Origin of the sequence: Pseudomonas sp. SWRI92 (assembly GCF_014268685.1) — a bacterium.
GTDB classification, from domain to species: Bacteria; Pseudomonadota; Gammaproteobacteria; order Pseudomonadales; family Pseudomonadaceae; genus Aquipseudomonas; species Aquipseudomonas marvdashtae.
In genome coordinates this window covers 104,208-128,856 of record NZ_JABWQY010000007.1, presented here as the reverse complement: position 1 = coordinate 128,856, position 24,649 = coordinate 104,208, and the positions used below count along the sequence as shown (strand labels likewise).

Below are 24,649 nucleotides of genomic sequence, written 5' to 3'. Positions count from 1 at the left end.
AGGTTCATATCAGACCGCTACCAGCACGATGGCGCCGATAACCAGCACGGCGCCAGCCGCCATGGAAGCCGCATACCAACGCAGTTGACCGGTCTCGGTACGGCTCAGGGCGGTGTGGCCGCCCTTGGCCATGCGCGGGATCAGGCCAATGGTCTGGTCGAGCGGGTCTTTGCGCAGAATGTGGCTGATCGCAAGGTATGGCTTGACGAACAGTTTGTCGTAGATCCAATCGAAGCCCCAGGCAGCGAACCACCAGGCCGACAGGAAACGCCCGATGCCGCTGTTGGCGATCGCGGTGACGAAGCGGCGCTTGCCGAGGAACAGCAGGGCGGCCAGCAGGATACCCGCCAGGGCGATGGCGCCCGAGGCGATTTCCAGGCTGTGCTTGGCCTCGCCGCCGGCATGGCCGACGCTTTGCGGCAGCACATCGGCCAGCGGTGGGGTGATCATGGCGCCGACGAAAGTCGACAGCACGATCAGTACCGACAGTGGCAGCCAGTGGGCGATGCCGTGGCCAGCGTGGGCTTCGGTCTTGGCTTCGCCGTGGAACGCGATGAAGATCAGGCGGAAGGTGTAGAGCGAGGTCATGAACGCACCCACCAGGCCGGCATAGAGCAGACCCTGGTTACCGCTGGCGAATGCTTCCCAGAGGATCTCGTCCTTGGAATAGAAACCTGCGGTGACCAGTGGCAGGGCCGCCAAGGCCGCGCCGCCGACGATAAAGCTGGCGTAGGCCAACGGCAGTTTCTTCCACAGGCCGCCCATCTTGAAGATGTTCTGCTCGTGGTGGCACGCAACAATCACCGCACCCGATGCCAGGAACAACAGCGCCTTGAAGAAGGCGTGGGTCATCAGGTGGAAGATCGCGCCTTCCCAGGCACCGACGCCCAGGGCCAGGAACATGTAGCCAATCTGGCTCATGGTCGAGTAGGCGAGGATGCGCTTGATGTCCGTCTGGACCAGGGCGGCAAAACCAGCCAGTACCAGGGTCACGCCGCCGACGACGCCGACCAGGTGCAGGATGTCCGGCGCCAGGGCGAACAGGCCGTGGGTACGGGCGATCAGGTAGACACCGGCGGTCACCATGGTCGCGGCGTGGATCAGTGCCGAAACCGGGGTAGGACCCGCCATCGCGTCAGCCAACCAGGTCTGCAGCGGCAGTTGCGCGGATTTACCAACAGCGCCGCCCAGCAGCATCAGGGTCGCCAGGACGATCCAGAAGTCGCCGGCCTTGAAGTGCTCCGGCGCACGTACCAGCAGTTCCTGGATGTTCAGCGTGCCCAGTTGCTGGAACAGGATGAACAGGCCGATGGCCATGAACACGTCGCCGATCCGGGTCACGATGAATGCCTTGAGCGCGGCGTTACCGTTGTTGCGGTTGCTGTAGTAGAAACCGATCAACAGGTACGAGCACAGGCCCACGCCTTCCCAGCCGAAGTACAGGAACAACAGGTTATCGCCGAGCACCAGGAACAGCATGCTGGCGATGAACAGGTTGGTGTAGGCGAAGAAGCGCGAGTAACCGGCTTCACCACGCATGTACCAGGAGGCGAACAGGTGGATCAGGAAACCCACGCCGACCACCACGCCAAGCATGGTCACCGACAGGCCGTCCAGGTAGAGGGCGAAGTTCGGCGTAAAGCCTTCCACCGCCATCCACTGCCACAGCACCTGCACGTACCGGCCACCTTCCGGTGGGGCGACGTTGAACTGCCAGATCACGTAGGCCGCGACGATGGCGGACAGGCCGATGGAGCCCACGCCAACCAGCGCCGACAGGTTTTCCGACCAGCGTCCACGGGAGAACGACAGCAGCAGGAAACCGATGAGGGGAAATACGAAAGTCAGGAAGAGAAGGTTCATCCGCGCATCTCGCTGGCAGCGTCAATATCGAGAGTGTGGAAGCGGCGGTACAGCTGCAACAGGATCGCCAGGCCGATACTGGCCTCGGCGGCCGCCAGGCTGATCACCAGGATGAACATGATCTGTCCATCCGGTTGCGCCCAGCGAGCGCCCGCGACAATGAACGCCAGGGCGGAGGCATTCATCATGACCTCCAGGCTCATCAGCACGAACAGAATGTTGCGGCGGACCATCAGGCCGACCAGACCGAGACAGAACAGGATGCCGGCAACCGCCAGACCATGCTCGAGAGGGATAGCAGGCATGTAATTACTCCTTCGCCTCGTTACGGCCCAAATGGAACGCCGTGACGACTGCGGCAAGCAGCAGCATCGAGGCGAGTTCGACCACCAGCAGGTACGGACCGAACAGGCTGATGCCCACGGCCTTGGCGTCTACGGTGGTGTGGCCGATGGCCTGGCCGCTCTGGTGGGCGAACAGCACATACAGCAGTTCACCCAGCAGCAGGGCGGCGAGAATCACCGGCCCTGCCCAGATGCCGGGCTTGAGCCAGGCGCGTTCCTGCTGGATTGCCGCAGGGCCGAGGTTGAGCATCATCACCACGAACACGAACAGCACCATGATGGCGCCGGCGTAGGCGATTACTTCCAGGGCACCGGCAAACGGTGCACCCAGGGCGAAGAAGGTCATGGCCACGGCGATCAGCGAAATGATCAGGTAGAGCAGGGCGTGCACGGGGTTGGTGTTGGTGACCACACGAAGTGTGGAGACCACCGCGATACCCGATGCGAAATAGAAAGCGAATTCCATCTTTCTTCCTTAAGGCAGCAAGCTCTTCACGTTGATCGGTTCGGCTTCGTTCTGCGCGGCGCCTTTCGGCTTACCGGCAATGGCCATACCTGCAACACGATAGAAGTTGTAATCAGGGTTTTTACCGGGACCGGAAATCAGCAAGTCTTCTTTCTCGTACACCAGGTCCTGACGCTTGAAGTCGGCCATTTCGAAATCCGGCGTGAGCTGGATCGCGGTGGTCGGGCACGCTTCCTCGCACAACCCGCAGAAAATGCAGCGCGAGAAGTTGATACGGAAGAAGTCCGGGTACCAGCGACCGTCTTCGGTCTCGGCTTTCTGCAGCGAGATGCAACCGACCGGGCACGCCACGGCGCACAGGTTGCAGGCCACGCAGCGCTCTTCGCCGTCGGGGTCGCGGGTCAGGACAATGCGCCCGCGATAACGCGGCGCCAGGTAGACCGCTTCTTCCGGGTACTGCAGGGTGTCGCGCTTGCGAAAGCCATGGCCGAAGATCATGACCAGGCTTCGCAGTTGGGTACCGGTACCCTTAACGATGTCGCCAATATATTTGAACATGGGTCAAATCCTCACTGAACCGCGGCCGCAGGCGCGTTCATCAAAACGATCGCAGCGGTCACCAGCATGTTGATCAGGGTCAGCGGCAGGCAGAACTTCCAGCTGAAATCCATCACCTGGTCGTAGCGCGGACGCGGGATCGAGGCGCGCAGCAGGACGAACAACATGATGAAGAACGCAGTTTTCAAGGCGAACCAGACGAAGGACAGTTGCGGCAGGATGCCGAACGGACCGTGCCAGCCACCGAAGAACAGCGTCACCAGCAGCGCCGAGATCAGGATGATGCCGATGTACTCACCGACGAAGAACATGCCCCATTTCATGCCGGCATATTCAATGTGGTAACCGTCGGCCAGTTCCTGTTCCGCTTCCGGCTGGTCGAAGGGGTGACGGTGAGTCACGGCCACGCCAGCGATGAAGAAGGTACAGAAACCGAAGAACTGCGGAATGATGAACCACAGGTTCTGGGCCTGGTACTCGACAATGTCGCGCATGTTGAACGAGCCGGCCTGGATCACGATGCCCATCAGCGACAGGCCCATGAACACTTCATAGGACACGGTCTGGGCCGAGGCCCGCAGGCTGCCGAGCAGGGCGAACTTGTTGTTGCTCGACCAACCGGCGAACAACACCGCATACACCGACAGGCCAGCCATGGCGAAGAAGAACAGCAGGCCGATGTTCAGGTCCGCCACGCCCCAGGTCGGGGTGATCGGGATGACCGCGAAAGCGATCAGCAAGGCGCTCATGGCCACGACCGGTGCCAGGGTGAAGATCACCTTGTCGGCAAACGGCGGGGTCCAGTCTTCCTTGAAGAACATCTTGATCATGTCGGCGGCGATCTGGAACATGCCGAACGGGCCGACGCGGTTAGGACCGTAGCGGTCCTGCCACCAGCCCAGCAGGCGACGTTCGACGAAGCTCAGCAACGCGCCGCAGACCACCACGGCCAGCAGGATCACGATGGCCTTGAGGACCGTCAGGATCACCGCGATCACTTCAGGGGTGAACCAGCTCATTGCGCTGCCTCCTGCAGACCGTCGACGGTTTTACCGAAAATCGCCGGTGGAATACCCGCCAGGCCGGCCGGCAGTGCCACCAGGCCGGCGCCCAGTTCTTCATTGATGCGCAGCGGCAGACGCAGGGTCTGGCCGGCCACGTTCAGGCTCAGCAGGGCGCCGTCATTGACGCCCAGGCGATCGGCTTCGGACTTGGCCAACGACACGTAGGCCGCCGGGATGCGTTCCTTGACCGGCTCGGCCTTGGAAGAGTTTTCTTCGCTGCCGAACAGATGATGGAACGGCACGACCTGCCAAGTACCAGGTGCCGGGTTGAAGGCGCGCGGCACGCTGGCGAACCAGCCGAGGCCATCGCCCTGGGTTTCGATCAGGCGGGTGCCCGGATCACCGGCGCGCAGGTGACCACCGACTTCGTCCTGGAACTTGTTCCAGGCTTGCGGCGAGTTCCATCCTGGCGACCAGGCGAACGGCACTTGCGAGCGCGGTTCGGCGGAGCCCGAGTAACCTTCCATGGAGAAGGCGAACGCGGTGTCCTTGTCTTGGGAAGTACGCGGTTCGTGAACGCTGATGTTGGCGCGCATCGCGGTGCGGCCGGAATAGCGCAGCGGTTCACGGGCCAGTTTCAACCCCTTGATGCGGAACGCGGCGGACGGCGCGGCGTCGACGATGCGGTTCAGCTGCGGGCTGCTCGAGGCAACAGCGGCGGTGACGTGGTCCAGTTGCGTCCAGTCGATCGGCTGGTTCAGCAGGGTGGCGCGCAGGGCGTGCAGCCAGCGCCAGCCTTCGTGGATCAGGATGCTGGCGTCCAGGTAAGTCGGGTCGAACACCTGGAAGAAGCGCTGGGCGCGACCTTCCTGGCTGACCAGCGTACCGTCGCCTTCGGCGAAGCTCGCCGCCGGCAGCACGAGGTCGGCGCGGTCGGTGGTGGCGGTCTTCTGATGGTCAGCGACGATCACGACCTTGGCGGCGTTCAACGCGGCATCGACCTTGGCCGTGTCAGTGCGGGTGAACAGGTCGTTCTCCAGCACCACAATGGCGTCGGCGTTGCCGTCGATCACGGCTTGCAGGGCTGCGTCAACCGATTCGCCACCGAGCATGGCCAGGCCAAGGCTGTTGGCTTCCGGCACGATCAGGCTGATGGAGCCGTTCTTCTCACGCAGCTTCAGGGCCTTGGCGATGTTGGCCGCGGCTTCGATCAGCGCTTTGGAACCCAGGGAGGTGCCGGCGATGATCAGTGGGCGCTTGGCCGCCAGCAGGGCGTCGGCAATGCGTTGGGCGAGGGCGACTGCTTCGCTGTCCAGGCCGTCGACGGCCGGGGCGCTGGTGTCCAAGGCGTGGGCCACGGCGAAACCGATGCGGGCCAGGTCGTCCGGGGCGGCGTGGACGCATTCTTCGGCCACGTCGTCGAGCTTGGTTTCAGCGAGGCTGGCGATGAACAACGGGTTCAGCGCGTCCTGGCCGATGTTCTTCACGGCGGCGTCGAGCCACGGCTGCACGCGCATGGCGTCGGCCATGTCCTCGGCCTTGCCCTTGACCGACTGGCGCAGGGCCAGGGCCATGCGGGCGGCGGTCTGGGTCAGGTCTTCGCCAAGGACGAACACCGCGTCGTGGTCTTCTATGTCGCGCATCGTCGGCACGGGCAGCGGGCTGTCCTTGAGCACTTGCAGCACCAGGCGAATACGTTCCAGCTCGCCGGCTTCGATGCCGCTGTAGAAGTGCTCGGTGCCAACCAGCTCACGCAGGGCGTAGTTGCTTTCCAGGCTGGCCCGTGGCGAACCGATGCCGACGATGTTGCGACCGCGCAGCAGTTCGGCGGCCTTGTCCAGGGCTTCGTCCAGGCTCAGCTTGGCGCCGCCCGCGAGCAGCGGCTGGCGTGGGCGATCCTTGCGATTGACGTAGCCATAGCCGAAACGGCCACGGTCGCACAGGAAATATTGGTTCACCGAACCGTTGTAGCGGTTTTCGATGCGACGCAGTTCGCCGTAGCGTTCGCCGGGGCTGATGTTGCAACCGCTGGAGCAGCCATGGCAGATGCTCGGCGAGAACTGCATGTCCCACTTGCGGTTGTAGCGCTCGGAGTGCGTCTTGTCGGTGAACACACCGGTCGGGCAGACCTCGGTGAGGTTGCCGGAGAACTCGCTTTCCAGGGTGCCGTCTTCAACGCGACCGAAATACACGTTGTCGTGGGCGCCGAACACGCCCAGGTCGGTGCCGCCGGCGTAGTCCTTGTAGAAACGCACGCAACGGTAGCAGGCGATGCAGCGGTTCATTTCGTGGGAAATGAACGGGCCGAGGTCCTGGTTCTGGTGCGTGCGCTTGGTGAAGCGATAACGGCGCTCGTTGTGGCCGGTCATCACGGTCATGTCTTGCAGGTGGCAATGACCGCCTTCTTCACAGACCGGGCAGTCGTGAGGGTGGTTGGTCATCAGCCATTCGACGACGCTGGCGCGAAACACTTTCGCTTCTTCGTCGTCGATGGAGATCCAGCTGCCGTCGGTGGCAGGGGTCATGCAGGACATGACGATCCGACCACGCTTGTCGTTTTCGTCGGTGTACTGCTTGACCGCGCACTGGCGACAAGCGCCAACGCTGCCAAGGGCGGGGTGCCAGCAGAAATAAGGAATGTCGAGGCCCAGCGACAGACACGCCTGTAACAGGTTGTCTGCGCCATCGACTTCGAGCTCTTTGCCGTCTACGTGGATAGTGGCCATGGTTCAAAGTTCTTCGTTGGCCCGGTGTCAGCGGGCGTGGCTAATGGAATCTTGTTATTCGTCCGAATCCAAACAGCCTGGGTAAAAGGCGTCATCGGACGAAAGGCGCAGGGCACGGACCCTGCGCCTTTTAAAGCGTCGTTACGCGCCGACCATGGTCGGCGTGACCACCTGGTTGAGATCGCCCGCGCGGGTGGGCGCGATGCCGGCCTCGAATTCAGGGCGGAAGTATTTGATTGCGCTGCCCAACGGCTCCACGGCACCCGGTGCGTGAGCACAGAAGGTCTTGCCTGGGCCGAGGAAACCCACCAGACCCAGCAGGGTCTCGATGTCGCCGGGCTGGCCTTCGCCGTTTTCAATGGCTCGCAGCAGCTTGACGCTCCACGGCAGGCCGTCGCGGCAAGGGGTGCAAAAACCGCACGACTCACGGGAGAAGAACTCTTCCATGTTGCGCAGCAGCGAGACCATGTTGACGCTGTCGTCCACCGCCATGGCCAGGCCGGTACCCATCCGGGTGCCGACCTTGGCGATGCCGCCGGCGTACATTTGGGCGTCCAGGTGCTCCGGCAACAGGAAGCCGGTGCCGGCGCCGCCAGGCTGCCAGCACTTGAGCTTGTAGCCGTCGCGCATGCCGCCGGCGTAGTCCTCGAACAACTCGCGACCGGTGACGCCGAATGGCAATTCCCACAGGCCAGGGTTCTTGACCTTGCCGGAGAAGCCCATGAGCTTGGTGCCCATGTCTTCACTGCCGTCGCGGGCCAGGGATTTGTACCAGTCCACGCCGTCGGCAATGATTGCCGGCACGTTGCACAGGGTCTCGACGTTGTTCACGCAGGTTGGCTTGCCCCACACGCCGACGGCGGCGGGGAAGGGCGGCTTGGAGCGTGGGTTGGCGCGGCGGCCTTCCAGGGAGTTGATCAGCGCGGTTTCTTCACCGCAGATGTAGCGCCCGGCACCGGTGTGGACGAACAGCTCGAAGTCGAAGCCGCTGCCCAGGATGTTCTTGCCCAGCAGGCCCGCGGCCTTGGCTTCTTCCACCGCACGGTTCAGGTGCTTGGCGGCGGTGGTGTATTCGCCGCGCAGGAAGATATAGCCACGGTAGGTCTTCAGGGCACGGGCGCTGATCAGCATGCCTTCGATCAGCAGATGGGGCAGTTGCTCCATCAGCATGCGGTCTTTCCAGGTGTTGGGTTCCATCTCGTCCGCGTTGCACAGCAGGTAGCGGATGTTGATGGACTCGTCCTTGGGCATCAGGCCCCACTTCACCCCAGTGGGGAAGCCCGCACCGCCGCGGCCCTTGAGGCCGGCGTCTTTCACGGTCTGGACGATGTCGTCGGCGGCCATGTCGGCAAACGCTTTGCGCGCGGCGGCGTAGCCATTCTTCGCCTGGTATTCGTCCAGCCACACCGCTTCGCCGTCGTCACGTAGACGCCAGGTCAGGGGATGGGTTTCGGCCGAACGCTGGATGCGGTTGGCGGGCCCGAAGGAAGTCAGGGTCATACGTAGCCCTCCAGCAGTTTGGCGACGCCGTCAGGCTTAACGTCACCAAAGGTGTCGTCGTCGATCATCAGCGCCGGTGCCTTGTCACAGTTGCCCAGGCAGCACACCGGCAGCAGCGTGAAGCGGCCGTCGGCGGTGGTCTGGCCCAGGCCGATGCCCAGCTTGCTCTGGATCTCGTCGACCACCGACTCATGGCCGCCGATGTAGCAGACCATGCTGTCGCAGACGCGAATGATGTGGCGGCCTACTGGCTGGCGGAAAATCTGGCTATAGAAAGTAGCCACGCCTTCGACGTCGCTGGCCGGGATGCCGAGGATCTCGCCGATGGCGTAGAGCGCGCCATCAGGCACCCAGCCACGTTCCTTCTGGACGATCTTCAGGGCTTCGATCGACGCCGCGCGCGGGTCTTCGTAGTGATGCAGCTCGTGCTCGATGGCCGAGCGCTCGGTTTCGCTCAGGGCGAAACGGTCAGTCTGGATAAGCGTGCTGTTCATGCTTAGCGGTCCACGTCGGCCATAACGAAATCGATACTACCCAGGTACGCAATCAAGTCCGCGACCATGCTGCCTTTGATCACCGAAGGGATCTGCTGCAGGTGAGGGTAGCTTGGGGTGCGAATCCGGGTGCGGTAGCTCATGGTGCCGCCGTCGCTCGTCAGGTAATAACTGTTGATGCCCTTGGTCGCTTCGATCATCTGGAAGGATTCGTTGGCCGGCATGACCGGGCCCCACGAAACCTGCAGGAAGTGCGTGATCAAGGTCTCGATGTGTTGCAGCGTGCGCTCTTTTGGCGGCGGCGTGGTCAGCGGGTGATCCGCCTTGTACGGGCCTTCCGGCATGTTGCGCATGCACTGGTCGATGATCTTGATGCTCTGGCGCATTTCCTCGACGCGAACCATGCAGCGGTCATAGGCATCGCCATTGGCCGCCAGCGGCACTTCGAACTCGAAGTTCTCGTAGCCGGAGTAGGGGCGCGCCTTGCGCAGGTCGAAATCCAGGCCGGTGGAGCGCAGGTTCGGGCCGGTGACGCCCCATTCCAGCGCTTCCTTGGTGTTGTAGGCGGCAACGCCGACGGTACGGCCCTTGAGGATGCTGTTCTGCAACGCAGCCTTGGTGTATTCGTCCAGGCGCTTGGGCATCCACTCGACGAAGTCCTTGACCAGCTTTTCCCAACCGCGTGGCAGGTCGTGCGCAACACCACCGATGCGGTACCAGGCCGGGTGCAGGCGGAAACCGGTGATGGCTTCGATCACGGTGTAGGCTTTCTGGCGGTCGGTGAAGGTGAAGAACACCGGCGTCATGGCGCCCACGTCCTGGATATAGGTACCCAGGAATAGCAGGTGGCTGGTGATACGGAAGAACTCGGCCATCATGATGCGAATCACGTTGACCCGGTCCGGCACCGTGATACCCGCCAGTTTTTCCACCGACAGGACGTACGGCAGGTTGTTCATCACGCCGCCGAGGTAATCGATGCGGTCGGTGTACGGGATGTAGCTGTGCCAGGACTGGCGCTCGCCCATCTTCTCGGCGCCACGGTGGTGGTAGCCGATGTCCGGGACGCAATCGACGATTTCTTCACCGTCCAGTTGCAGGATGATGCGGAACGCACCGTGGGCCGAAGGGTGGTTCGGACCCAGGTTGAGAAACATATAGTCCTCGTTGGCGCCCGAACGCTTCATGCCCCAATCTTCGGGCTTGAACCGCGCCGACTCTTCCTCGAGCTGTTGCTTGGCCAGCGTCAGGCTGTAGGGGTCGAACTCGGTGGCGCGGGCCGGGAAGTCCTTGCGCAGCGGGTGACCTTCCCAGGTCGGCGGCATCATGATGCGGGTCAGGTGCGGATGGCCGGGGAAGTCGATGCCGAACATGTCCCAGACTTCACGCTCGTACCAATTGGCATTCGGCCAGATGCCGGTCACGGTCGGCACGCTGAGGTCGCTTTCGGACAAGGCGACTTTGATCATCACGTCACTATTACGCTCCACCGACAGCAGGTGGTAGAACACGGTGAAGTCGACGCCGCCCGGCAACCCTTGGCGCTTGGTGCGCAGGCGCTCGTCCACGCCGTGCAGGTCATAGAGCATGACGTACGGCTTGGGCAGGTTACGCAGGAATGTCAGGACTTCGATGAGTTTGGCGCGGGCAACCCAAAGCACCGGCATGCCGGTGCGGGTGGCCTGGGCGGTGAACGCCTCGGCGCCAAAGCGGTTGTTCAGTTCGACGACCACATCCTGGTCGTCTGCCTTGTAAGGCGGGATGTACAGAGCACTGCCTGTAGTCATGGTTATTTATCGCTTTCGGTCAACGTAAAGAATGAAGCCAGGTTCTCGTTTCTTCTACAGAACAGAGCTGGATCAGACTTCGTCGGGGCTGCGCAGGTTGGTGACTGCGATTCGCTGTTCGCGGCGCTGTTCCTTTTGCGACGGCATGTCGGCGCGGTAGACGCCTTGATCACCGACGACCCAGGACAGTGGGCGACGCTCCTGGCCGATCGATTCCTGCAGCAGCATCAAGCCTTGCAGGAACGCTTCGGGGCGGGGCGGGCAGCCGGGCACATAGACATCCACCGGGAGGAATTTATCGACTCCCTGGACCACGGAATAAATGTCGTACATGCCGCCGGAGTTGGCACAGGCGCCCATGGAAATGACCCACTTGGGTTCCAGCATCTGTTCATACAGGCGCTGGATGATGGGGGCCATTTTCAGGAACGGCGTACCGGCGATAACCATGAAATCCGCCTGGCGCGGCGATGCCCGGATCACCTCGGCGCCAAAGCGCGCGATGTCGTGGGGCGCCGTGAAGGCAGTGGTCATTTCCACGTAGCAGCACGAAAGGCCGAAGTTGTACGGCCACAGGGAGTTCTTGCGACCCCAGTTGACCGTGCTGTTCAGCACGTCTTCGAGCTTGCCCATGAAGATGTTCTTGTGGACTTGATCTTCTAACGGATCGGAGACGGTTTCCCGCTTGCCGATCGGATATTGCTCGTTAGGAGCATCGGGGTCGATCCTGGTGAGATTGTATTGCATTGCCAAAGCCTCATTGTTTCAGCTTCGCCTGCCGCTTACGCCGAGCTTCCGGAGCCCAATCAAGCGCCCCCACCCGGTAAAGGTAGACAAGACCTGCCAACAGAATTGCTATGAAAACGAGAGCTTCGACGAATCCGGTCCAGCCGCTTTCGCGGACGGACACAGACCATGCAAAGAGAAAAAGGGCTTCGATATCGAAGATCACGAACAGCATCGCGACCAGATAGAATTTGGCTGAGAGCCGCAAGCGGGCGCCACCGGTAGGCAGCATGCCGGACTCGAACGGTTCATTCTTGCTGCGGCCCCAGGCTTTTGACCCGAGCAGGCTCGATACGCCGAGCATGAAGGCACACAGGCCGACAACGCCCAGAAGGAAAATGGCAAAGCCCCAGTTGTGGGCCATGAGTCCTGTCGCTTCGGGCATGCTGGAAATCCTTAACAGAGAGCAAAGGTCTCTGAGCTTGAAAAGAAATAACGCAGTGACGATATGTCGCAGCAATCAATCGCGGTGATTTTATGGCTAAACACCGGGCAAGTAAAATTCCAATGGCGAAATTATTTATTGGAATAAGGACATAGCGTGCCTCCGTGACCCCGCAGCCCCGACGGGGCGGGGATTGGCTGTTGTTCGGTGATGAGTATTTTGTTCGGGATGTAACAATGAAAACGCCTTTCAAATGATAATTATTATTGTTTGGACGGTCTTTGTCCTGTGCAGTCCGTTCAACGACTGAGAACTTGTCTTATATAGCAGCGACAGCAATTGTCAGCGCCGGCCGTTTCACTCTTTTTCAGACTGTCCGATACTGCGTTCGATCAATTTTTTGCTCGATGCGCGCCCAGGGGGTGATGTTTATCCTCCAAGCGTAGGCGAAAAAAAGCCCCGAACCAGTCGGGGCTTCAAATCGTCGGCTTTGCGGTTAGCTTTTATTCGGTCCGCAAGGGCCGTTTACACGTTTTGATCAGTGGAACTGCTCTTCTTCGGTCGACCCGGTCAGTGCGGTCACCGACGAGGTGCCGCCCTGGATCACGGTGGTCATGTCGTCGAAGTAGCCGGTGCCGACTTCCTGCTGGTGGGCCACGAAGGTGTAGCCTTTGGAAGCGTCAGCGAACTCTTGTTCTTGCAGTTTCACGTAGGCAGTCATGTCGTTGCGGGCGTAGTCGTGCGCCAGGTTGAACATGCTGTGCCACATGTTGTGAATGCCGGCCAGGGTGATGAACTGGTGCTTGTAGCCCATGGCGGACAGCTCGCGCTGGAACTTGGCGATGGTCGCGTCGTCCAGGTTTTTCTTCCAGTTGAAGGAAGGCGAGCAGTTGTACGACAGCAGTTGGTCCGGGTATTCCTTCTTGATCGCTTCGGCGAAGCGACGGGCTTCGTCCAGGTCCGGCTTGGCGGTTTCGCACCAGATCAGGTCGGCGTACGGGGCGTAGGCCAGGCCGCGGGCGATGGCCTGGTCAAGACCGGCGCGCACCTTGTAGAAGCCTTCCTGGGTACGTTCGCCAGTCACGAATGGCTGGTCGTACGGGTCGCAATCGGACGTCAGCAGGTCGGCCGCGTTAGCGTCGGTGCGCGCCAGGATGATGGTCGGCGTACCGGCAACGTCGGCAGCCAGACGGGCAGCGGTCAGCTTCTGCACGGCTTCCTGGGTTGGCACCAATACTTTGCCGCCCATATGGCCGCATTTTTTCACCGAGGCCAGCTGGTCTTCGAAGTGAACGCCGGCGGCGCCTGCTTCGATCATGCTTTTCATCAGCTCGTAGGCGTTCAGTACGCCGCCGAAACCGGCTTCGGCGTCAGCCACGATCGGCGCGAAGTAATCGATGTAGCCTTCGTCGCCCGGGTTCTTGCCGGCTTTCCACTGGATCTGGTCGGCGCGACGGAACGAGTTGTTGATGCGCTTGACCACGGTTGGAACCGAATCCACCGGGTACAGCGACTGGTCGGGGTACATGGATTCGGCGGAGTTGTTGTCCGCCGCCACTTGCCAGCCCGACAGGTAGATCGCCTGGATACCGGCTTTGACTTGCTGCACAGCCTGGCCGCCAGTCAGGGCGCCCATGCAGTTGACGAAATCTTTTTCGGGGCGGAAGGCTGGCTTGGCGCCCTGGGTGACCAGGTTCCACAGCTTCTCGGCGCCCATTTTCGCAAAGGTGTGCTCAGGTTGAACCGAACCACGCAGACGGACGACGTCAGCAGCGGAGTAATTGCGCTTCACGCCTTTCCAGCGCGGGTTTTCAGCCCAGTCTTTTTCAAGGGCTGCAATTTGCTGTTCGCGTGTCAGTGCCATGGAGATAAACCTCGTCGCATAGGTCTGGGGTGGAAAATTCCTGCTCCTGCCGACCAGGGGGTTGGCGTACAAGTCGGTTCAGGCGGGGAGGCGACGGGATGAACGATGGGCTCGAGGGGAAAGTGAGCAGGTAGAGGCGAACTGCGGGCGCATTCGGGCGTCGTGGGCCTTGATACGAACTCAGAGTGATGCCGGGTTACCTAGTTACGCTTCCGTCCCTCGGGACAACTTCGTTCCAGTCGCAACCTCGTCAAACACACCTTGTGGGCGGTACAGACACGAATCGGCTCGCAGGGTAGTTGCAAGCGTCGACCCGAAGGCCCTTGCCAGGGCCCCTGATTAGCGGGAGCGAGGCCATCATGCCTTCGGTTTTTTGGCTCGTCAAACGTTTTGTAGTGCTTTTTTTCAAGCACTACATCTTTGGTCTAATACGACTCATCAGTCAGTTTTTGGTGCTTTAGTTCAGGGTGTCGACCTTGACCCGCAAAATCATGTCGTCCCGGCCTTGGGTCGAGTAGCTGCGGGTCAGGCCCTGTTTATCGGCTTGCGTCTGGCGATTTACGCCGGCCAGGGTGATCCATTCGCCCAGGCGACCGCTGACGGTTGTGTCGGTACTTTGTACGTTCACTACATCGGGACGTTCCTGGCTCATGCGGTCACGGTTGGTACTGATGTTCAGATGAACGGTCTCGCCAGTGACGCTGGCCGTCACATAAAAACCTTGGGTGACGTTGCGGTATTCGGTCTGGCTTTGCAGGCGGCCGTAACTGTCGGTCTGGTTGCTGGTGAACGGCACGCTCTGGCCGACCTGGATCAACGCCGGCTGGCCTTCGCTGGCCTGGATCTGTTGCACGCCACCGTCACGGCTGGCCGTGCCGCGGTTGATGATGCGGGTCTGGCTGGGGGCGGCGCCGTTGATGGAATAGCCCTGGTCGCCCTGCAGATTGTTCTCGTTGGTGTCCACGGTGATCAGCAAGCGCTTGGGGGCGGTGTCCAGTTGGGCCAGGAATTGCCGAAGCTCGGCGATCTTGCCGGGCTCGGCGTTGACGATCAACTGGTTGCCGTAGGCGCTGACCTGACCGTCCTTGCCGATGAAATTCTGCGCCACCGGCAGCAGATCCGCGCTGGTTCGGTAGTTCAGCGGCACGATTTCGGTGGCGGCCATGACTGACAGGCTGCAACCGAGCAGCAAGGTGGTCAGCAGGGTACGTAGGGACATGTCCATTTCTCCGCGAGACAAAGGCTAGATATTGCCAGTTTGTCGGCCCCGGATGGGGCAAGTTGAATGGTAGACGGCAAAACGCCCCGGCATCGATGGATGGCGGGGCGTTTTTGGGCGTTGCATCATGTTGTTGCATGCTGCCTTTGTGGCGAGGGAGCTTGCTCCCGTTGGGCTGCGCAGCGGCCCTCGTTTTTTTGGGGTCGCTGCGCGACCCAGCGGGAGCAAGCTCCCTCGCCACAGAGTATTGTGTTGCTGCTTCCAGCGGTGTTCAGGCCGAATGACGGACCATGTCCACATGAGGAATTCCGGCCTCCAGAAACTCCTCGCTCACCACCGTAAACCCCAGTCGCTCATAGAACGGCGTGGCATGCACCTGCGCGCTGAGCATCTGTTGCTGGAGACCGCGTTTCTCGGCCTCGGCGATCACCGCGTGCATCAGCGCATCGCCCACCTTCAGGCCGCGCCAATCCTTGAGGACCGAAACGCGTCCGATGTGGCCGTCGACCAGGAGGCGTGCGGTGCCGATGGGAAAGTCGCCTTCGTAGGCCAGAAAATGTACCGCTTCCTGGTCATCCGAATCCCACTCCAGCTCCGGTGGCACGGATTGCTCGGCAATGAACACCGTTTCACGAATGCGCCGGATCTCGGCGTTATCCTTTTGCCAGTCTGCGACACGAACGTGAATTTTATTCATCGGCGAACCCCAGGCTGCCTTGTTTGACCAATTCGCAGATCAGGCCGCGACCGTCTTCATCGGCCAGCCATGGCCCGAGGTTCTCGATGTGCAGCGCGTCGGCGGCGCAAATCATCTTCAACAGGTCACGCAGCTTGCCCGGCAGGTAACGGCTCTGGCCGCTGGCGAACAACAGCAGGTCATCATCGACTTCCGACCAGGCGAGGCGGGCGCTCGGGTTGCGGATGATCACCGCGCCCTGTTCCAGGCCGGCCAGCAGGTCGTCCTCTTCCATCTCCGGACCGACCACCAGTTCCGGGTAGCGCGGCTCGGTCATGAACTGGCCAAACCAGGTCAGCAACAGGCGTTCGTCGCTCATGTGCTCGGCCAGCAGACCCTTGAGTCGGTCGAGGGCGTCGTGCTGGATCTGATGCGGATCGGCGACAGGGCGCGCATCGGCGTCGGTGTAGCGCTCTTCGTCAGGCAGGAACTGGCTGAGGAAGTCGGTGAAATGTGTCAGGACCTCGGCCGCGCTCGGCGCGCGGAAACCCACCGAGTAAGTCATGCAATCATCCACGGCGACGCCGCAATGGGCCAGGCGTGGCGGCAGGTAGAGCATGTCCCCCGGTTCCAGGACCCACTCGTCGGTGGCTTCGAAATCGGCGAGGATGCGCAAGTCCGCGTGCGGCAGCAGCGGGCTCTCGGAGTCGCACATCTGGCCGATTTTCCAGTTGCGCTTGCCATGGCCTTGCAGCAGGAACACGTCGTAGTTGTCGAAATGCGGGCCTACGCCGCCACCGGGGGCGGCGAAGCTGATCATCACATCATCGATGCGCCAGCTCGGCAGGAAGCGGAAATGTTCAAGCAGTTCGCTGACTTCCGGGACGAACTGATCGACAGCCTGTACCAGCAGGGTCCACTCGCGCTCCGGCAGCTTGCTGAATTCGTCCTCGGCGAACGGGCCGCGACGAAGCTCCCACGGACGCTCGCCGTGCTCGATCACCAGGCGCGACTCGACCTCTTCTTCAAGCGCCAGGCCAGCCAACTCGTCGGCGTCGATCGGGCTTTCGAAGTCAGGGATTGCCTGACGGATCAGCAGCGGTTTTTTCTGCCAGTAGTCGCGCAGGAACTCCCGTGCCGTGATGCCGCCCAGGAGTTGCAGTGGAATATCAGGATTCATGTGTAACCTATTGAAAAAATATACTTTTCAGACGCGAATAAAAACGCCCGGCGCGGCCGGGCGTCTCAAAGATGAAGCGGTGTATCAGATGCGCTTGGCTTGTGCCGCTGCGTTGCCGATGTAACTGGCCGGTGTCAGCTTCTTCAGCTCAGCCTTGGCCTCGGCAGGCATGTCCAGGCCATCGATGAAAGTCTGCAGCGCTTCAGGGCTGATGCCCTTGCCACGGGTCAGTTCTTTGAGCTTTTCATACGGGTTTTCGATGTTGTAGCGACGCATGACGGTCTGGATCGGCTCGGCCAGGACTTCCCAGCAGGCGTCCAGGTCAGCGGCGATTTTCTGCTCGTTCAGTTCCAGCTTGCTGATGCCCTTGAGGCTGGCCTCGTAGGCGATGACGCTGTGGGCAAAACCCACGCCCAGGTTGCGCAGCACGGTGGAGTCGGTCAGGTCGCGCTGCCAGCGGGAAATCGGCAGCTTGCTCGCCAGGTGTTGAAACAGCGCGTTGGCGATGCCCAGGTTGCCTTCGGAGTTTTCGAAGTCGATCGGGTTGACCTTATGCGGCATGGTCGAGGAACCGATTTCGCCGGCAATGGTGCGCTGCTTGAAATAACCCAGGGAGATGTAGCCCCAGATATCACGGTCGAAGTCGATCAGGATGGTGTTGAAGCGGGCGATCGCATCGAACAGCTCGGCGATGTAGTCGTGCGGCTCGATCTGCGTGGTGTACGGGTTGAAGCTCAGACCCAGTTCGTCTTCGATGAAGGCGCGGGCGTTGGCTTCCCAGTCGATGTCCGGGTAGGCCGAGAGGTGGGCGTTGTAGTTGCCCACGGCACCGTTGATCTTGCCCAGCAATGGCACGGCAGCAACCTGGGCGATCTGGCGCTCCAGGCGGTACACCACGTTCGCCAGCTCCTTGCCCAAGGTGGTCGGCGAGGCCGGTTGACCATGGGTGCGCGAGAGCATCGGCACGTCGGCGAAGCGGATTGCCAGCTCGCGGATGGCCTGGGCGGTCTGGCGCATCAGCGGCAGCAGCACGTCGTCACGACCTTCGCGCAGCATCAGGGCGTGGGACAGGTTGTTGATGTCCTCGCTGGTGCAGGCAAAGTGAATGAACTCGCTGACGTTGGCCAGCTCCGGCAGCTTGGCGGCCTGCTCCTTGAGCAGGTATTCGATGGCCTTGACGTCGTGGTTGGTGGTGCGCTCGATTTCTTTGACGCGCTCGGCGTGCTCCAGCGCGAAATTGTCGGCCAGGGTGTTCAATACCGCGTTGGCTTCGGCGGAAAAGGCCGGGACTTCGCCAATGCCAGGGTGGGCGGCCAGGCGCTGGAGCCAGCGCACTTCAACCAGGACGCGGGCACGAATCAGGCCGTACTCGCTGAAAATCGGGCGCAGGGCCTGGGTTTTGCCGGCGTAGCGGCCGTCTACAGGGGAAACCGCAGTGAGCGAAGAGAGCTGCATGGGGTGTTCTCGGACAGTCGGGCAACGAAATGGGGCGCGTATCATACATGAAAACCAGCGCCGGTCCGTCGCCAACTGACCGGCGTGTTACGCGTAATAAGCTAAAAAACAGGTTGAGGCGACTTATTCGTTGCGCATCAACGGGTAAAGCTCTTTCAACAATTTGCGTCGGCTGATCACCAGTTGCCAGCGATGACCACCGAGCTGTCGCCATAGCCGTGCCGAGCGAATCCCGGCCAACAGCAGGGCGCGAATCTTCGAGGCGTTGTTCGGTTGCTGCAGGTTGCGCATGTCGCCATGGACCTGGATGCGCTGGCGCAAGGTGCTCAGGGTGTCCTGGTACAGCGCACCGCAGGCGGCGATGACGTTTTCGTGGGACGGCCCGAAGTGCTCGACCTGGGACTGGATCTGCGGCAGGCGCTTGCCAATGGTTTCGAGCAGATCGTCGCGCTTGGCCAACTGGCGTTCCAGGCCCAGCATCGACAGGGCGTAGCGCAGCGGTTCGCGTTGCAGGGTGCTGGGGTCGCGCTCCAGGGCGCCGATCAAGGCGCGATAGCCTTCGCGCAGGTTCAGGTCGTCGCCGCCGTAGACTTCCAGCGTGTCCTTGGGATCGCGCACCAGCAAGCTGCCGAGCATGCAGCCCAGGCCGGCTTCGGTGGCCTGGCCGGTCTTGGCAATCCGGTCCACCAGCACGGCGGCGAGAAACACGCCGCCCAGTGCCGTCAATTGCTCCTGGGTCGGCGTCATGCCTTGTTGCTCCAAGGCTCGGCGACTTCGATCACGCCGCCGCCCAGGCAGATGTCGTCGTCATAGAACACCACGGACTGGCCGGGTGTGACCGCGCGCTGCGGATCATCGAACGTGGCGCGATAACCGCTGGCGGTTTTTTCCAGGGTGCAGGGCTGGTCGCTCTGGCGGTAGCGAACCTTGGCCGTCAGGCGGCGCGGCTCGCTGAGGTCGATCGGGTTGACCCAATAGATGTCGGAGGCGAGCAGGGCGCGGGAGAACAGCCACGGATGGTCGTTGCCCTGGCCGACGATCAGCTCGTTGTGCTCCAGGTCCTTGACCAGCACGTACCACGGCTCTTCGCCGGCATCTTTCAGCCCGCCGATGCCCAGGCCCTGGCGCTGGCCGATGGTGTGGTACATCAAGCCATGGTGACGACCGATGACTTCGCCTTCCGTCGTCTTGATCTCGCCCGGCTGGGCTGGCAGGTATTGCTTGAGGAAATCGCTGAAGCGACGCTCGCCGATGAAGCAGATCCCGGTCGAATCCTTTTTCTTGGCGGTGGCGAGCTGGTGTTTCTCGGCGATCGCGCGCACTTCGGGCTTTTCCAGTTCCCCCACCGGGAACAGGGTCTTGGCGATCTGCTCGCCGCCGACGGCATGCAGGAAGTAGCTCTGGTCCTTGTTCGGGTCCAGGCCCTTGAGCAGTTCGGTGCGGCCGTCGATATCGCGGCGGCGCACGTAGTGGCCGGTGGCGATCAGGTCGGCACCGAGCATCATGGCGTAATCGAGGAACGCCTTGAACTTGATTTCGCGGTTGCAGAGGATGTCCGGGTTCGGCGTGCGCCCAGCCTTGTATTCGGCCAGGAAATGCTCAAACACGTTGTCCCAGTATTCGGCGGCGAAGTTGGCGGTGTGCAGCTTGATGCCGATCTTGTCGCAGACGGCCTGGGCGTCTGCGAGGTCGTCCATGGCGGTGCAGTATTCGGTTCCGTCGTCTTCTTCCCAGTTCTTCATGAACAGGCCTTCCACCTCGTAACCCTGCTCGATCAGCAGAAGGGCGGAAACGGAAGAGTCCACGCCGCCGGACATGCCGACTATGACGCGCTGTTTAGGGGTATTCGAAGAGGCTGGATCACGCATAGGAATTCAATGTGTGTCTTGAAAAAGGACGCGATTCTATCAGGCCCGGGCGCGCAAGGCTAAAGAGAAGGGCGGATCAGCGACAGGCTGTGGCGGTGGCCGGCCAGAAAATCGTCGATACAGCGGATAATCAGCTCGCTACGCCAGCGGTCGCGCTGTTCGAGCAGTTCGTCGCGGGTCAACCAATGGGCGCCGAGGATGCCGTCGTCCAGTTGATATTCCGGGTGGTGTTTCAAGGCCTTGGCGGCGAAGCAGACTCGCTGGTAGGTCACGCCGTTGCTCGGGGCTGTGTAGAGGTAGATGCCGGTGACGCTGGTGGGCTCGACGTCCCAGCCGGTTTCTTCGAGGGTTTCGCGTATGGCGGCTTCGATGAGGGTTTCGTTGGGGTCCAGGTGGCCGGCGGGTTGGTTGAGTACCGCGCGTCCGCCTTTGGATTCTTCCACCATCAGGAAGCGGCCGTTGTCTTCGACGAGGGTGGCGACGGTGACGTGGGGGTGCCAGTTCATAAGGTTCTTCTTTTCTCAGATTGGGTGCCGACCCGGTGGAAGTAAGCTTGTTCGTGATAGCGGTGGGTCGGTCAATATTAAATGAACGACGGATCGCAGTCCCGAACAAACTCCCACACGGGTGCTTACGTTCTCCTTGTTAACGACGCGGGTCTTAGATGTAAATACCAGTACCCCTTCGATGGCCTATGGTCCGGGCGCTCCTTAAAGAGCCATGCATATCGCATTCGGAAAGGATCTGTCGAGGTATTCAAAATCTCGGATGTCACAAAGTTTGCTCGTGAATGATTCGATGGTGATGGTTACCTGCTTCCTTGATGTGTCGTGGTCGAATTTGACGACGGCGGTTGCTTCCGAGAAGCCGTCCTTTATAGTCAGGGTTGTTACGCCAGGTGGATAACCCTTGTCCGGCGTGAGGTAGAAGTCGGTGCCCGGTCCTGGAAAACCCCTGCCGTGTCGGTCAACTTTATTCATTTGTCCTGGAGGCGATTCTTGATATACGTCACCCCCCGAAAAATAGAGGTTGACGTTGGATAAGAAAGAGAATTTATCCGTGGTTCCGATAACAACTTGGGAGGCTTTTTCTTTGGGAGCAGGATGTACGGGGTCGTTTGAAGGATGTTGAATGACCGGGTGGCCAATCAGATGCTCGAGCTGCCTGTTGGCCTTATCTGTCTTTTGGCTGGCTTCTGTACCTGGTTCTAGCATTTCCAACTGAATGAGCATTGAAAAGTCATCGAAGATGAAAGGGGGAGTGCTAATGCGGGCACCTGGAGAGCTGGTTGAGTAGATGACTTGATTTCCGAACTTATTTAAGTTGAATCTGTACACGGTGTGGGGGCTTTTAAATATTAGCTCTTGGGAGGAGGTGTTGTAGCTATAGGTTTGTCCATGGTCGTTTTGGCGAGTATCTATAGAGCAGTGTATGGAGAACGTATCGGTGAATTCCTCTGCTTTAAGGTATTCAAAAGGTTCATTAAGGCCCAACCTCCTACACAGGGCGGGAGATCCTACTACTAGACGTTGATTGCTCCAATTTATAATGGTGAAAGGTATTTGAGCGTTCCTGGGAACTTGCGCATTTTTTTTCATGGTGGGTTTCCTCTGGGTGTGCGAGTCAGGCGATGAGTTTTCAGCGCGTACTGTAAAAACTCAAACCTTGTACAAGGATTGATATCGCTGCATAGGCGATCAACCAACTCATCCAAACCTTCAATAGGGCATGCTCACAAAGTTTTTTGATTGAAAACCATACGCTTCAAAAAAAGTAGAAATATTTGAAACCTGTTCGTTCGTGAGGGTTGGTTTTAGCGAAATCACAGTCGTGGGGAAGACAGCTACCGGACTGTATTATTGGTATGTGTCTATCTCCGTCACGGTGAGGGTAGCGAAGGATTCAGCCGTTGTGGCCTGTCAGAGTTGACAGTGAGCTATATTCTTTCGCGATCAAAATGCATGGCATAAGGGATAAATACAGAGGTTGGAGCCATGCCAGAATGGTGATTTGCGTTTTTGTAACTAAATCCATATTTAAAAAACACAAACCCCGGCACAAGGCCGGGGTTCGTGGTGCTTCCTTACAGCCTTACACCAGCGCAGCAATCGCCGCGTTGAAGGTGGTGCTTGGGCGCATGGCTTTGCTGGTCAGCTCAGGGTTGGCGAAGTAGTAACCGCCGATGTCCACTGGCTTGCCTTGGACGGCGTTGAGCTCGGCAACGATTGTTTCTTCGTTGTCGGTCAGGGTCTTGGCCAGGGTCGTGAACTGAGCCTTGAGGGCTGCGTCGTCGTCCTGGGCGGCCAGTGCCTGGGCCCAGAACAGGGTCAGGTAGAAGTGGCTGCCGCGGTTGTCGATGCCGCCGACCTTACGTGAAGGCGACTTGTTGCGGTCCAGGAACTCGCCAGTGGCCTGGTCGAGGGTCTTGGCCAGCACCAGCGCTTTAGGGTTGTCGTAGGTCGCGCCCAGATGTTCCAGGGAGGCGGCCAAGGCCAGGAACTCGCCCAGGGAATCCCAGCGCAGGAAGTTTTCTTCCAGCAGTTGCTGGACGTGCTTGGGTGCCGAACCGCCGGCGCCGGTTTCGAACAGGCCGCCGCCGTTCATCAGCGGCACGATTGACAGCATCTTGGCGCTGGTGCCCAGTTCCATGATCGGGAACAGGTCGGTCAGGTAATCGCGCAGCACGTTACCGGTCACCGAAATGGTGTCCTTGCCTTCGCGGGTACGGCCCAGGGTGAACTTCATCGCGTCGACAGGCGACATGATGCGGATGTCCAGGCCGGAGGTGTCGTGGTCCTTCAGGTAAGCCTGGACCTTCTCGATCATCACGCCATCGTGGGCGCGCATCGGGTCCAGCCAGAAGATCGCCGGGGTGCTGCTGGCGCGGGCACGGTTGACGGCCAGCTTGACCCAATCCTGGATCGGCGCGTCCTTGGTCTGGCACATGCGGAAGATGTCGCCAGCCTCGACGTTCTGCTCCAGCACGGTGCGACCGTTGTTGTCCGAGACACGGACTACACCGTCAGCCTTGATCTGGAAAGTCTTGTCGTGGGAGCCGTACTCTTCGGCTTTCTTGGCCATCAGGCCGACGTTCGGCACGCTGCCCATGGTGGTTGGGTCGAACGCGCCGTGTTGCTTGCAGTCTTCGATCACCGCCTGGTAGATGGTGGCGTAGCAGCGATCCGGGATCACGGCCTTGGTGTCGTGCAGCTGGCCGTCGGTGCCCCACATCTTGCCGGAGTCACGGATCATGGCCGGCATCGAGGCGTCGACGATAACGTCGCTCGGCACGTGCAGGTTGGTGATGCCTTTGTCGGAGTTGACCATCGCCAGCGCCGGACGAACGGCATAGACCGCCTGGATGTCGGCTTCGATCTGCGCCTGCTGCTCGGCCGGCAGGGCCTTGATGCGGGCGTACAGGTCGCCGATGCCGTTGTTCAGGTTGAAGCCGATCTGCTCCAGTACCTGGGCGTGCTTGGCCAGCGCGTCCTTGTAGTACTCGGCGACGATCTGGCCGAACATGATCGGGTCGGAGACCTTCATCATGGTGGCTTTGAGGTGGACCGACAGCAGGACGCCTTTTTGCTTGGCGTCTTCAATTTCAGCGGCGATGAAGTTGCGCAGGGCGTTTTTGCTCATGACTGCGCAGTCGAGGATCTCACCGGCTTGTACGGTGGTCTTTTCCTTCAGGACGGTGGCAGTGCCGTCCTTGGCGATCAGCTCGATTTTCACGCTGCCCGCGGCGTCGATCAGGGCGGCTTTTTCGCTGCCGTAGAAATCACCGGTGCTCATGTGGGCCACGTGGGACTTGGAGTCGGCAGCCCAGGCGCCCATCTTGTGCGGATGCTTGCGGGCATAGTTCTTGACCGACAGCGGCGCGCGGCGGTCGGAGTTGCCTTCGCGCAGGACCGGGTTCACGGCGCTGCCCTTGACCTTGTCGTAGCGGGCGCGGACTTCTTTCTCGGCGTCGGTGCTGACGGTTTCCGGGTAGTCCGGCAGCGCATAGCCCTGGGCCTGCAATTCCTTGACCGCGGCCTGCAGTTGCGGCACTGAGGCGCTGATGTTCGGCAGCTTGATGATGTTGGCTTCAGGCGTGACGGCCAGGTCGCCCAGTTCGGCGAGGTGGTCGGCTACGGCTTTGTCACCCAGTTGCTCGGGGAAGCTGGCCAGGATGCGCCCTGCGAGGGAGATATCGCGGGTTTCCACGGCGATATCGGCCGAAGCGGTAAAAGCTTCGACGATCGGCAGCAGCGAATAGGTGGCGAGGGCAGGCGCTTCGTCGGTGAAGGTATAGATGATCTTCGAGCGGGTGGGCATATTCGGATTAACTCTCTTCTTTGCTAAAGCATGCGCAGAAACTCGAGGGGCGCCGGGTAAGCGCGTTCGTTCAAAGTCATCCGTGAGCCGAATGTCGAGGTTTCTTCGCGGTGATGTTGGGTGCATCAGTCGAGCGTCAAGCGGTTGGGCCGCGGTA

21 protein-coding genes are annotated in these 24,649 nt (G+C 60.7%); all 21 read right to left on the bottom strand.

Features of this window, described 5'->3' with window-relative positions; translation table 11 throughout:
* Window positions 1-9 precede the first annotated feature (9 nt).
* Window positions 10-1,863, bottom strand: a complete 1,854-nt coding sequence (gene nuoL, locus HU762_RS13650; RefSeq protein ID WP_186637687.1) for an NADH-quinone oxidoreductase subunit L — start codon at window positions 1,861-1,863, stop codon at window positions 10-12.
* Window positions 1,860-2,168, bottom strand: coding sequence for an NADH-quinone oxidoreductase subunit NuoK (gene nuoK / locus HU762_RS13645; protein ID WP_003180046.1), 309 nt, complete (start codon window positions 2,166-2,168; stop codon window positions 1,860-1,862). The genes nuoL and nuoK overlap by 4 nt, the downstream gene beginning before the upstream one ends.
* Window positions 2,169-2,172: 4 nt before the next feature.
* Window positions 2,173-2,673, bottom strand: coding sequence for an NADH-quinone oxidoreductase subunit J (gene nuoJ, locus HU762_RS13640; protein WP_186609331.1), 501 nt, complete (start codon window positions 2,671-2,673; stop codon window positions 2,173-2,175).
* Between the two features lie 9 nt (window positions 2,674-2,682).
* Window positions 2,683-3,231 (bottom strand): NADH-quinone oxidoreductase subunit NuoI, encoded by a 549-nt coding sequence (gene nuoI, locus HU762_RS13635; RefSeq protein ID WP_072392816.1) that lies wholly within the window; start codon window positions 3,229-3,231, stop codon window positions 2,683-2,685.
* A gap of 11 nt (window positions 3,232-3,242) precedes the next feature.
* Window positions 3,243-4,250, bottom strand: coding sequence for an NADH-quinone oxidoreductase subunit NuoH (gene nuoH / locus HU762_RS13630; RefSeq protein WP_186609329.1), 1,008 nt, complete (start codon window positions 4,248-4,250; stop codon window positions 3,243-3,245).
* Entirely contained in the window at window positions 4,247-6,961 is a 2,715-nt protein-coding gene (gene nuoG / locus HU762_RS13625) for an NADH-quinone oxidoreductase subunit NuoG (protein ID WP_186637686.1), read from the bottom strand. Before nuoG ends, nuoH begins: the two co-directional genes overlap by 4 nt.
* Window positions 6,962-7,102: 141 nt before the next feature.
* Window positions 7,103-8,461 carry an NADH-quinone oxidoreductase subunit NuoF gene (nuoF, locus tag HU762_RS13620; protein ID WP_186637685.1) on the bottom strand — a complete coding sequence of 453 codons (1,359 nt, stop codon included), beginning with the start codon at window positions 8,459-8,461 and terminating at the stop codon, window positions 7,103-7,105.
* Complete coding sequence (gene nuoE, locus HU762_RS13615) at window positions 8,458-8,955, bottom strand: NADH-quinone oxidoreductase subunit NuoE (protein ID WP_186637683.1); 498 nt, start codon at window positions 8,953-8,955, stop codon at window positions 8,458-8,460. Before nuoE ends, nuoF begins: the two co-directional genes overlap by 4 nt.
* 2 nt (window positions 8,956-8,957) lie before the next feature.
* Window positions 8,958-10,742, bottom strand: coding sequence for an NADH-quinone oxidoreductase subunit C/D (gene nuoC / locus HU762_RS13610; RefSeq protein ID WP_186637681.1), 1,785 nt, complete (start codon window positions 10,740-10,742; stop codon window positions 8,958-8,960).
* A gap of 72 nt (window positions 10,743-10,814) precedes the next feature.
* The gene (locus HU762_RS13605) at window positions 10,815-11,489 is read right to left on the bottom strand and encodes an NADH-quinone oxidoreductase subunit B (RefSeq protein WP_186609323.1); all 675 of its coding nucleotides are present in this window, start codon (window positions 11,487-11,489) and stop codon (window positions 10,815-10,817) included.
* Window positions 11,490-11,499: 10 nt separating this feature from the next.
* Window positions 11,500-11,913 carry an NADH-quinone oxidoreductase subunit A gene (locus HU762_RS13600; RefSeq protein WP_030141323.1) on the bottom strand — a complete coding sequence of 138 codons (414 nt, stop codon included), beginning with the start codon at window positions 11,911-11,913 and terminating at the stop codon, window positions 11,500-11,502.
* A 538-nt stretch (window positions 11,914-12,451) separates the two neighbouring features.
* Window positions 12,452-13,777: an isocitrate lyase gene (gene aceA, locus HU762_RS13595; RefSeq protein ID WP_186637679.1), complete on the bottom strand. Its 1,326-nt coding sequence runs from the start codon at window positions 13,775-13,777 to the stop codon at window positions 12,452-12,454.
* A gap of 457 nt (window positions 13,778-14,234) precedes the next feature.
* Window positions 14,235-14,996, bottom strand: a complete 762-nt coding sequence (locus HU762_RS13590; protein ID WP_186637677.1) for a secretin N-terminal domain-containing protein — start codon at window positions 14,994-14,996, stop codon at window positions 14,235-14,237.
* Between the two features lie 271 nt (window positions 14,997-15,267).
* On the bottom strand, window positions 15,268-15,693 hold the full coding sequence (locus HU762_RS13585; protein WP_186637675.1) for a GNAT family N-acetyltransferase: 426 nt from the start codon (window positions 15,691-15,693) through the stop codon (window positions 15,268-15,270).
* On the bottom strand, window positions 15,686-16,852 hold the full coding sequence (locus HU762_RS13580) for a cupin domain-containing protein (RefSeq protein WP_186637673.1): 1,167 nt from the start codon (window positions 16,850-16,852) through the stop codon (window positions 15,686-15,688). Before HU762_RS13580 ends, HU762_RS13585 begins: the two co-directional genes overlap by 8 nt.
* An 84-nt stretch (window positions 16,853-16,936) precedes the next feature.
* Complete coding sequence (gene purB / locus HU762_RS13575; protein WP_186609306.1) at window positions 16,937-18,307, bottom strand: adenylosuccinate lyase; 1,371 nt, start codon at window positions 18,305-18,307, stop codon at window positions 16,937-16,939.
* Between the two features lie 123 nt (window positions 18,308-18,430).
* A complete protein-coding gene (gene hflD, locus HU762_RS13570) occupies window positions 18,431-19,054 on the bottom strand; it encodes a high frequency lysogenization protein HflD (RefSeq protein WP_186637671.1) in 624 nt (207 codons plus the stop codon).
* Complete coding sequence (mnmA, locus tag HU762_RS13565) at window positions 19,051-20,175, bottom strand: tRNA 2-thiouridine(34) synthase MnmA (RefSeq protein ID WP_186637669.1); 1,125 nt, start codon at window positions 20,173-20,175, stop codon at window positions 19,051-19,053. The genes hflD and mnmA overlap by 4 nt, the downstream gene beginning before the upstream one ends.
* Before the next feature lie 59 nt (window positions 20,176-20,234).
* The gene (locus tag HU762_RS13560) at window positions 20,235-20,681 is read right to left on the bottom strand and encodes an NUDIX hydrolase (protein WP_186637667.1); all 447 of its coding nucleotides are present in this window, start codon (window positions 20,679-20,681) and stop codon (window positions 20,235-20,237) included.
* A gap of 204 nt (window positions 20,682-20,885) precedes the next feature.
* The gene (locus HU762_RS13555; protein WP_186637660.1) at window positions 20,886-21,773 is read right to left on the bottom strand and encodes a hypothetical protein; all 888 of its coding nucleotides are present in this window, start codon (window positions 21,771-21,773) and stop codon (window positions 20,886-20,888) included.
* Between the two features lie 493 nt (window positions 21,774-22,266).
* Window positions 22,267-24,492, bottom strand: coding sequence for an NADP-dependent isocitrate dehydrogenase (locus HU762_RS13550; RefSeq protein WP_186637657.1), 2,226 nt, complete (start codon window positions 24,490-24,492; stop codon window positions 22,267-22,269).
* Window positions 24,493-24,649 lie beyond the last annotated feature (157 nt).

Coding starts and splice junctions, on each gene's coding strand:
- nuoJ (WP_186609331.1), bottom strand. CDS start 2,673: ATGGAATTCGCTTTCTATTTCGCATCGGGTATCGCGGTGGTCTCCACA.
- nuoI (WP_072392816.1), bottom strand. CDS start 3,231: ATGTTCAAATATATTGGCGACATCGTTAAGGGTACCGGTACCCAACTG.
- nuoC (WP_186637681.1), bottom strand. CDS start 10,742: ATGACTACAGGCAGTGCTCTGTACATCCCGCCTTACAAGGCAGACGAC.
- nuoL (WP_186637687.1), bottom strand. CDS start 1,863: ATGAACCTTCTCTTCCTGACTTTCGTATTTCCCCTCATCGGTTTCCTG.
- nuoG (WP_186637686.1), bottom strand. CDS start 6,961: ATGGCCACTATCCACGTAGACGGCAAAGAGCTCGAAGTCGATGGCGCA.
- HU762_RS13560 (WP_186637667.1), bottom strand. CDS start 20,681: ATGAACTGGCACCCCCACGTCACCGTCGCCACCCTCGTCGAAGACAAC.
- HU762_RS13550 (WP_186637657.1), bottom strand. CDS start 24,492: ATGCCCACCCGCTCGAAGATCATCTATACCTTCACCGACGAAGCGCCT.
- HU762_RS13585 (WP_186637675.1), bottom strand. CDS start 15,693: ATGAATAAAATTCACGTTCGTGTCGCAGACTGGCAAAAGGATAACGCC.
- mnmA (WP_186637669.1), bottom strand. CDS start 20,175: ATGCGTGATCCAGCCTCTTCGAATACCCCTAAACAGCGCGTCATAGTC.
- HU762_RS13590 (WP_186637677.1), bottom strand. CDS start 14,996: ATGTCCCTACGTACCCTGCTGACCACCTTGCTGCTCGGTTGCAGCCTG.
- aceA (WP_186637679.1), bottom strand. CDS start 13,777: ATGGCACTGACACGCGAACAGCAAATTGCAGCCCTTGAAAAAGACTGG.
- nuoK (WP_003180046.1), bottom strand. CDS start 2,168: ATGCCTGCTATCCCTCTCGAGCATGGTCTGGCGGTTGCCGGCATCCTG.
- purB (WP_186609306.1), bottom strand. CDS start 18,307: ATGCAGCTCTCTTCGCTCACTGCGGTTTCCCCTGTAGACGGCCGCTAC.
- HU762_RS13605 (WP_186609323.1), bottom strand. CDS start 11,489: ATGCAATACAATCTCACCAGGATCGACCCCGATGCTCCTAACGAGCAA.
- HU762_RS13580 (WP_186637673.1), bottom strand. CDS start 16,852: ATGAATCCTGATATTCCACTGCAACTCCTGGGCGGCATCACGGCACGG.
- nuoE (WP_186637683.1), bottom strand. CDS start 8,955: ATGAACAGCACGCTTATCCAGACTGACCGTTTCGCCCTGAGCGAAACC.
- HU762_RS13555 (WP_186637660.1), bottom strand. CDS start 21,773: ATGAAAAAAAATGCGCAAGTTCCCAGGAACGCTCAAATACCTTTCACC.
- nuoF (WP_186637685.1), bottom strand. CDS start 8,461: ATGACCCTGACTTCCTTCGGGCCCGCCAACCGCATCCAGCGTTCGGCC.
- HU762_RS13600 (WP_030141323.1), bottom strand. CDS start 11,913: ATGCCCGAAGCGACAGGACTCATGGCCCACAACTGGGGCTTTGCCATT.
- nuoH (WP_186609329.1), bottom strand. CDS start 4,250: ATGAGCTGGTTCACCCCTGAAGTGATCGCGGTGATCCTGACGGTCCTC.
- hflD (WP_186637671.1), bottom strand. CDS start 19,054: ATGACGCCGACCCAGGAGCAATTGACGGCACTGGGCGGCGTGTTTCTC.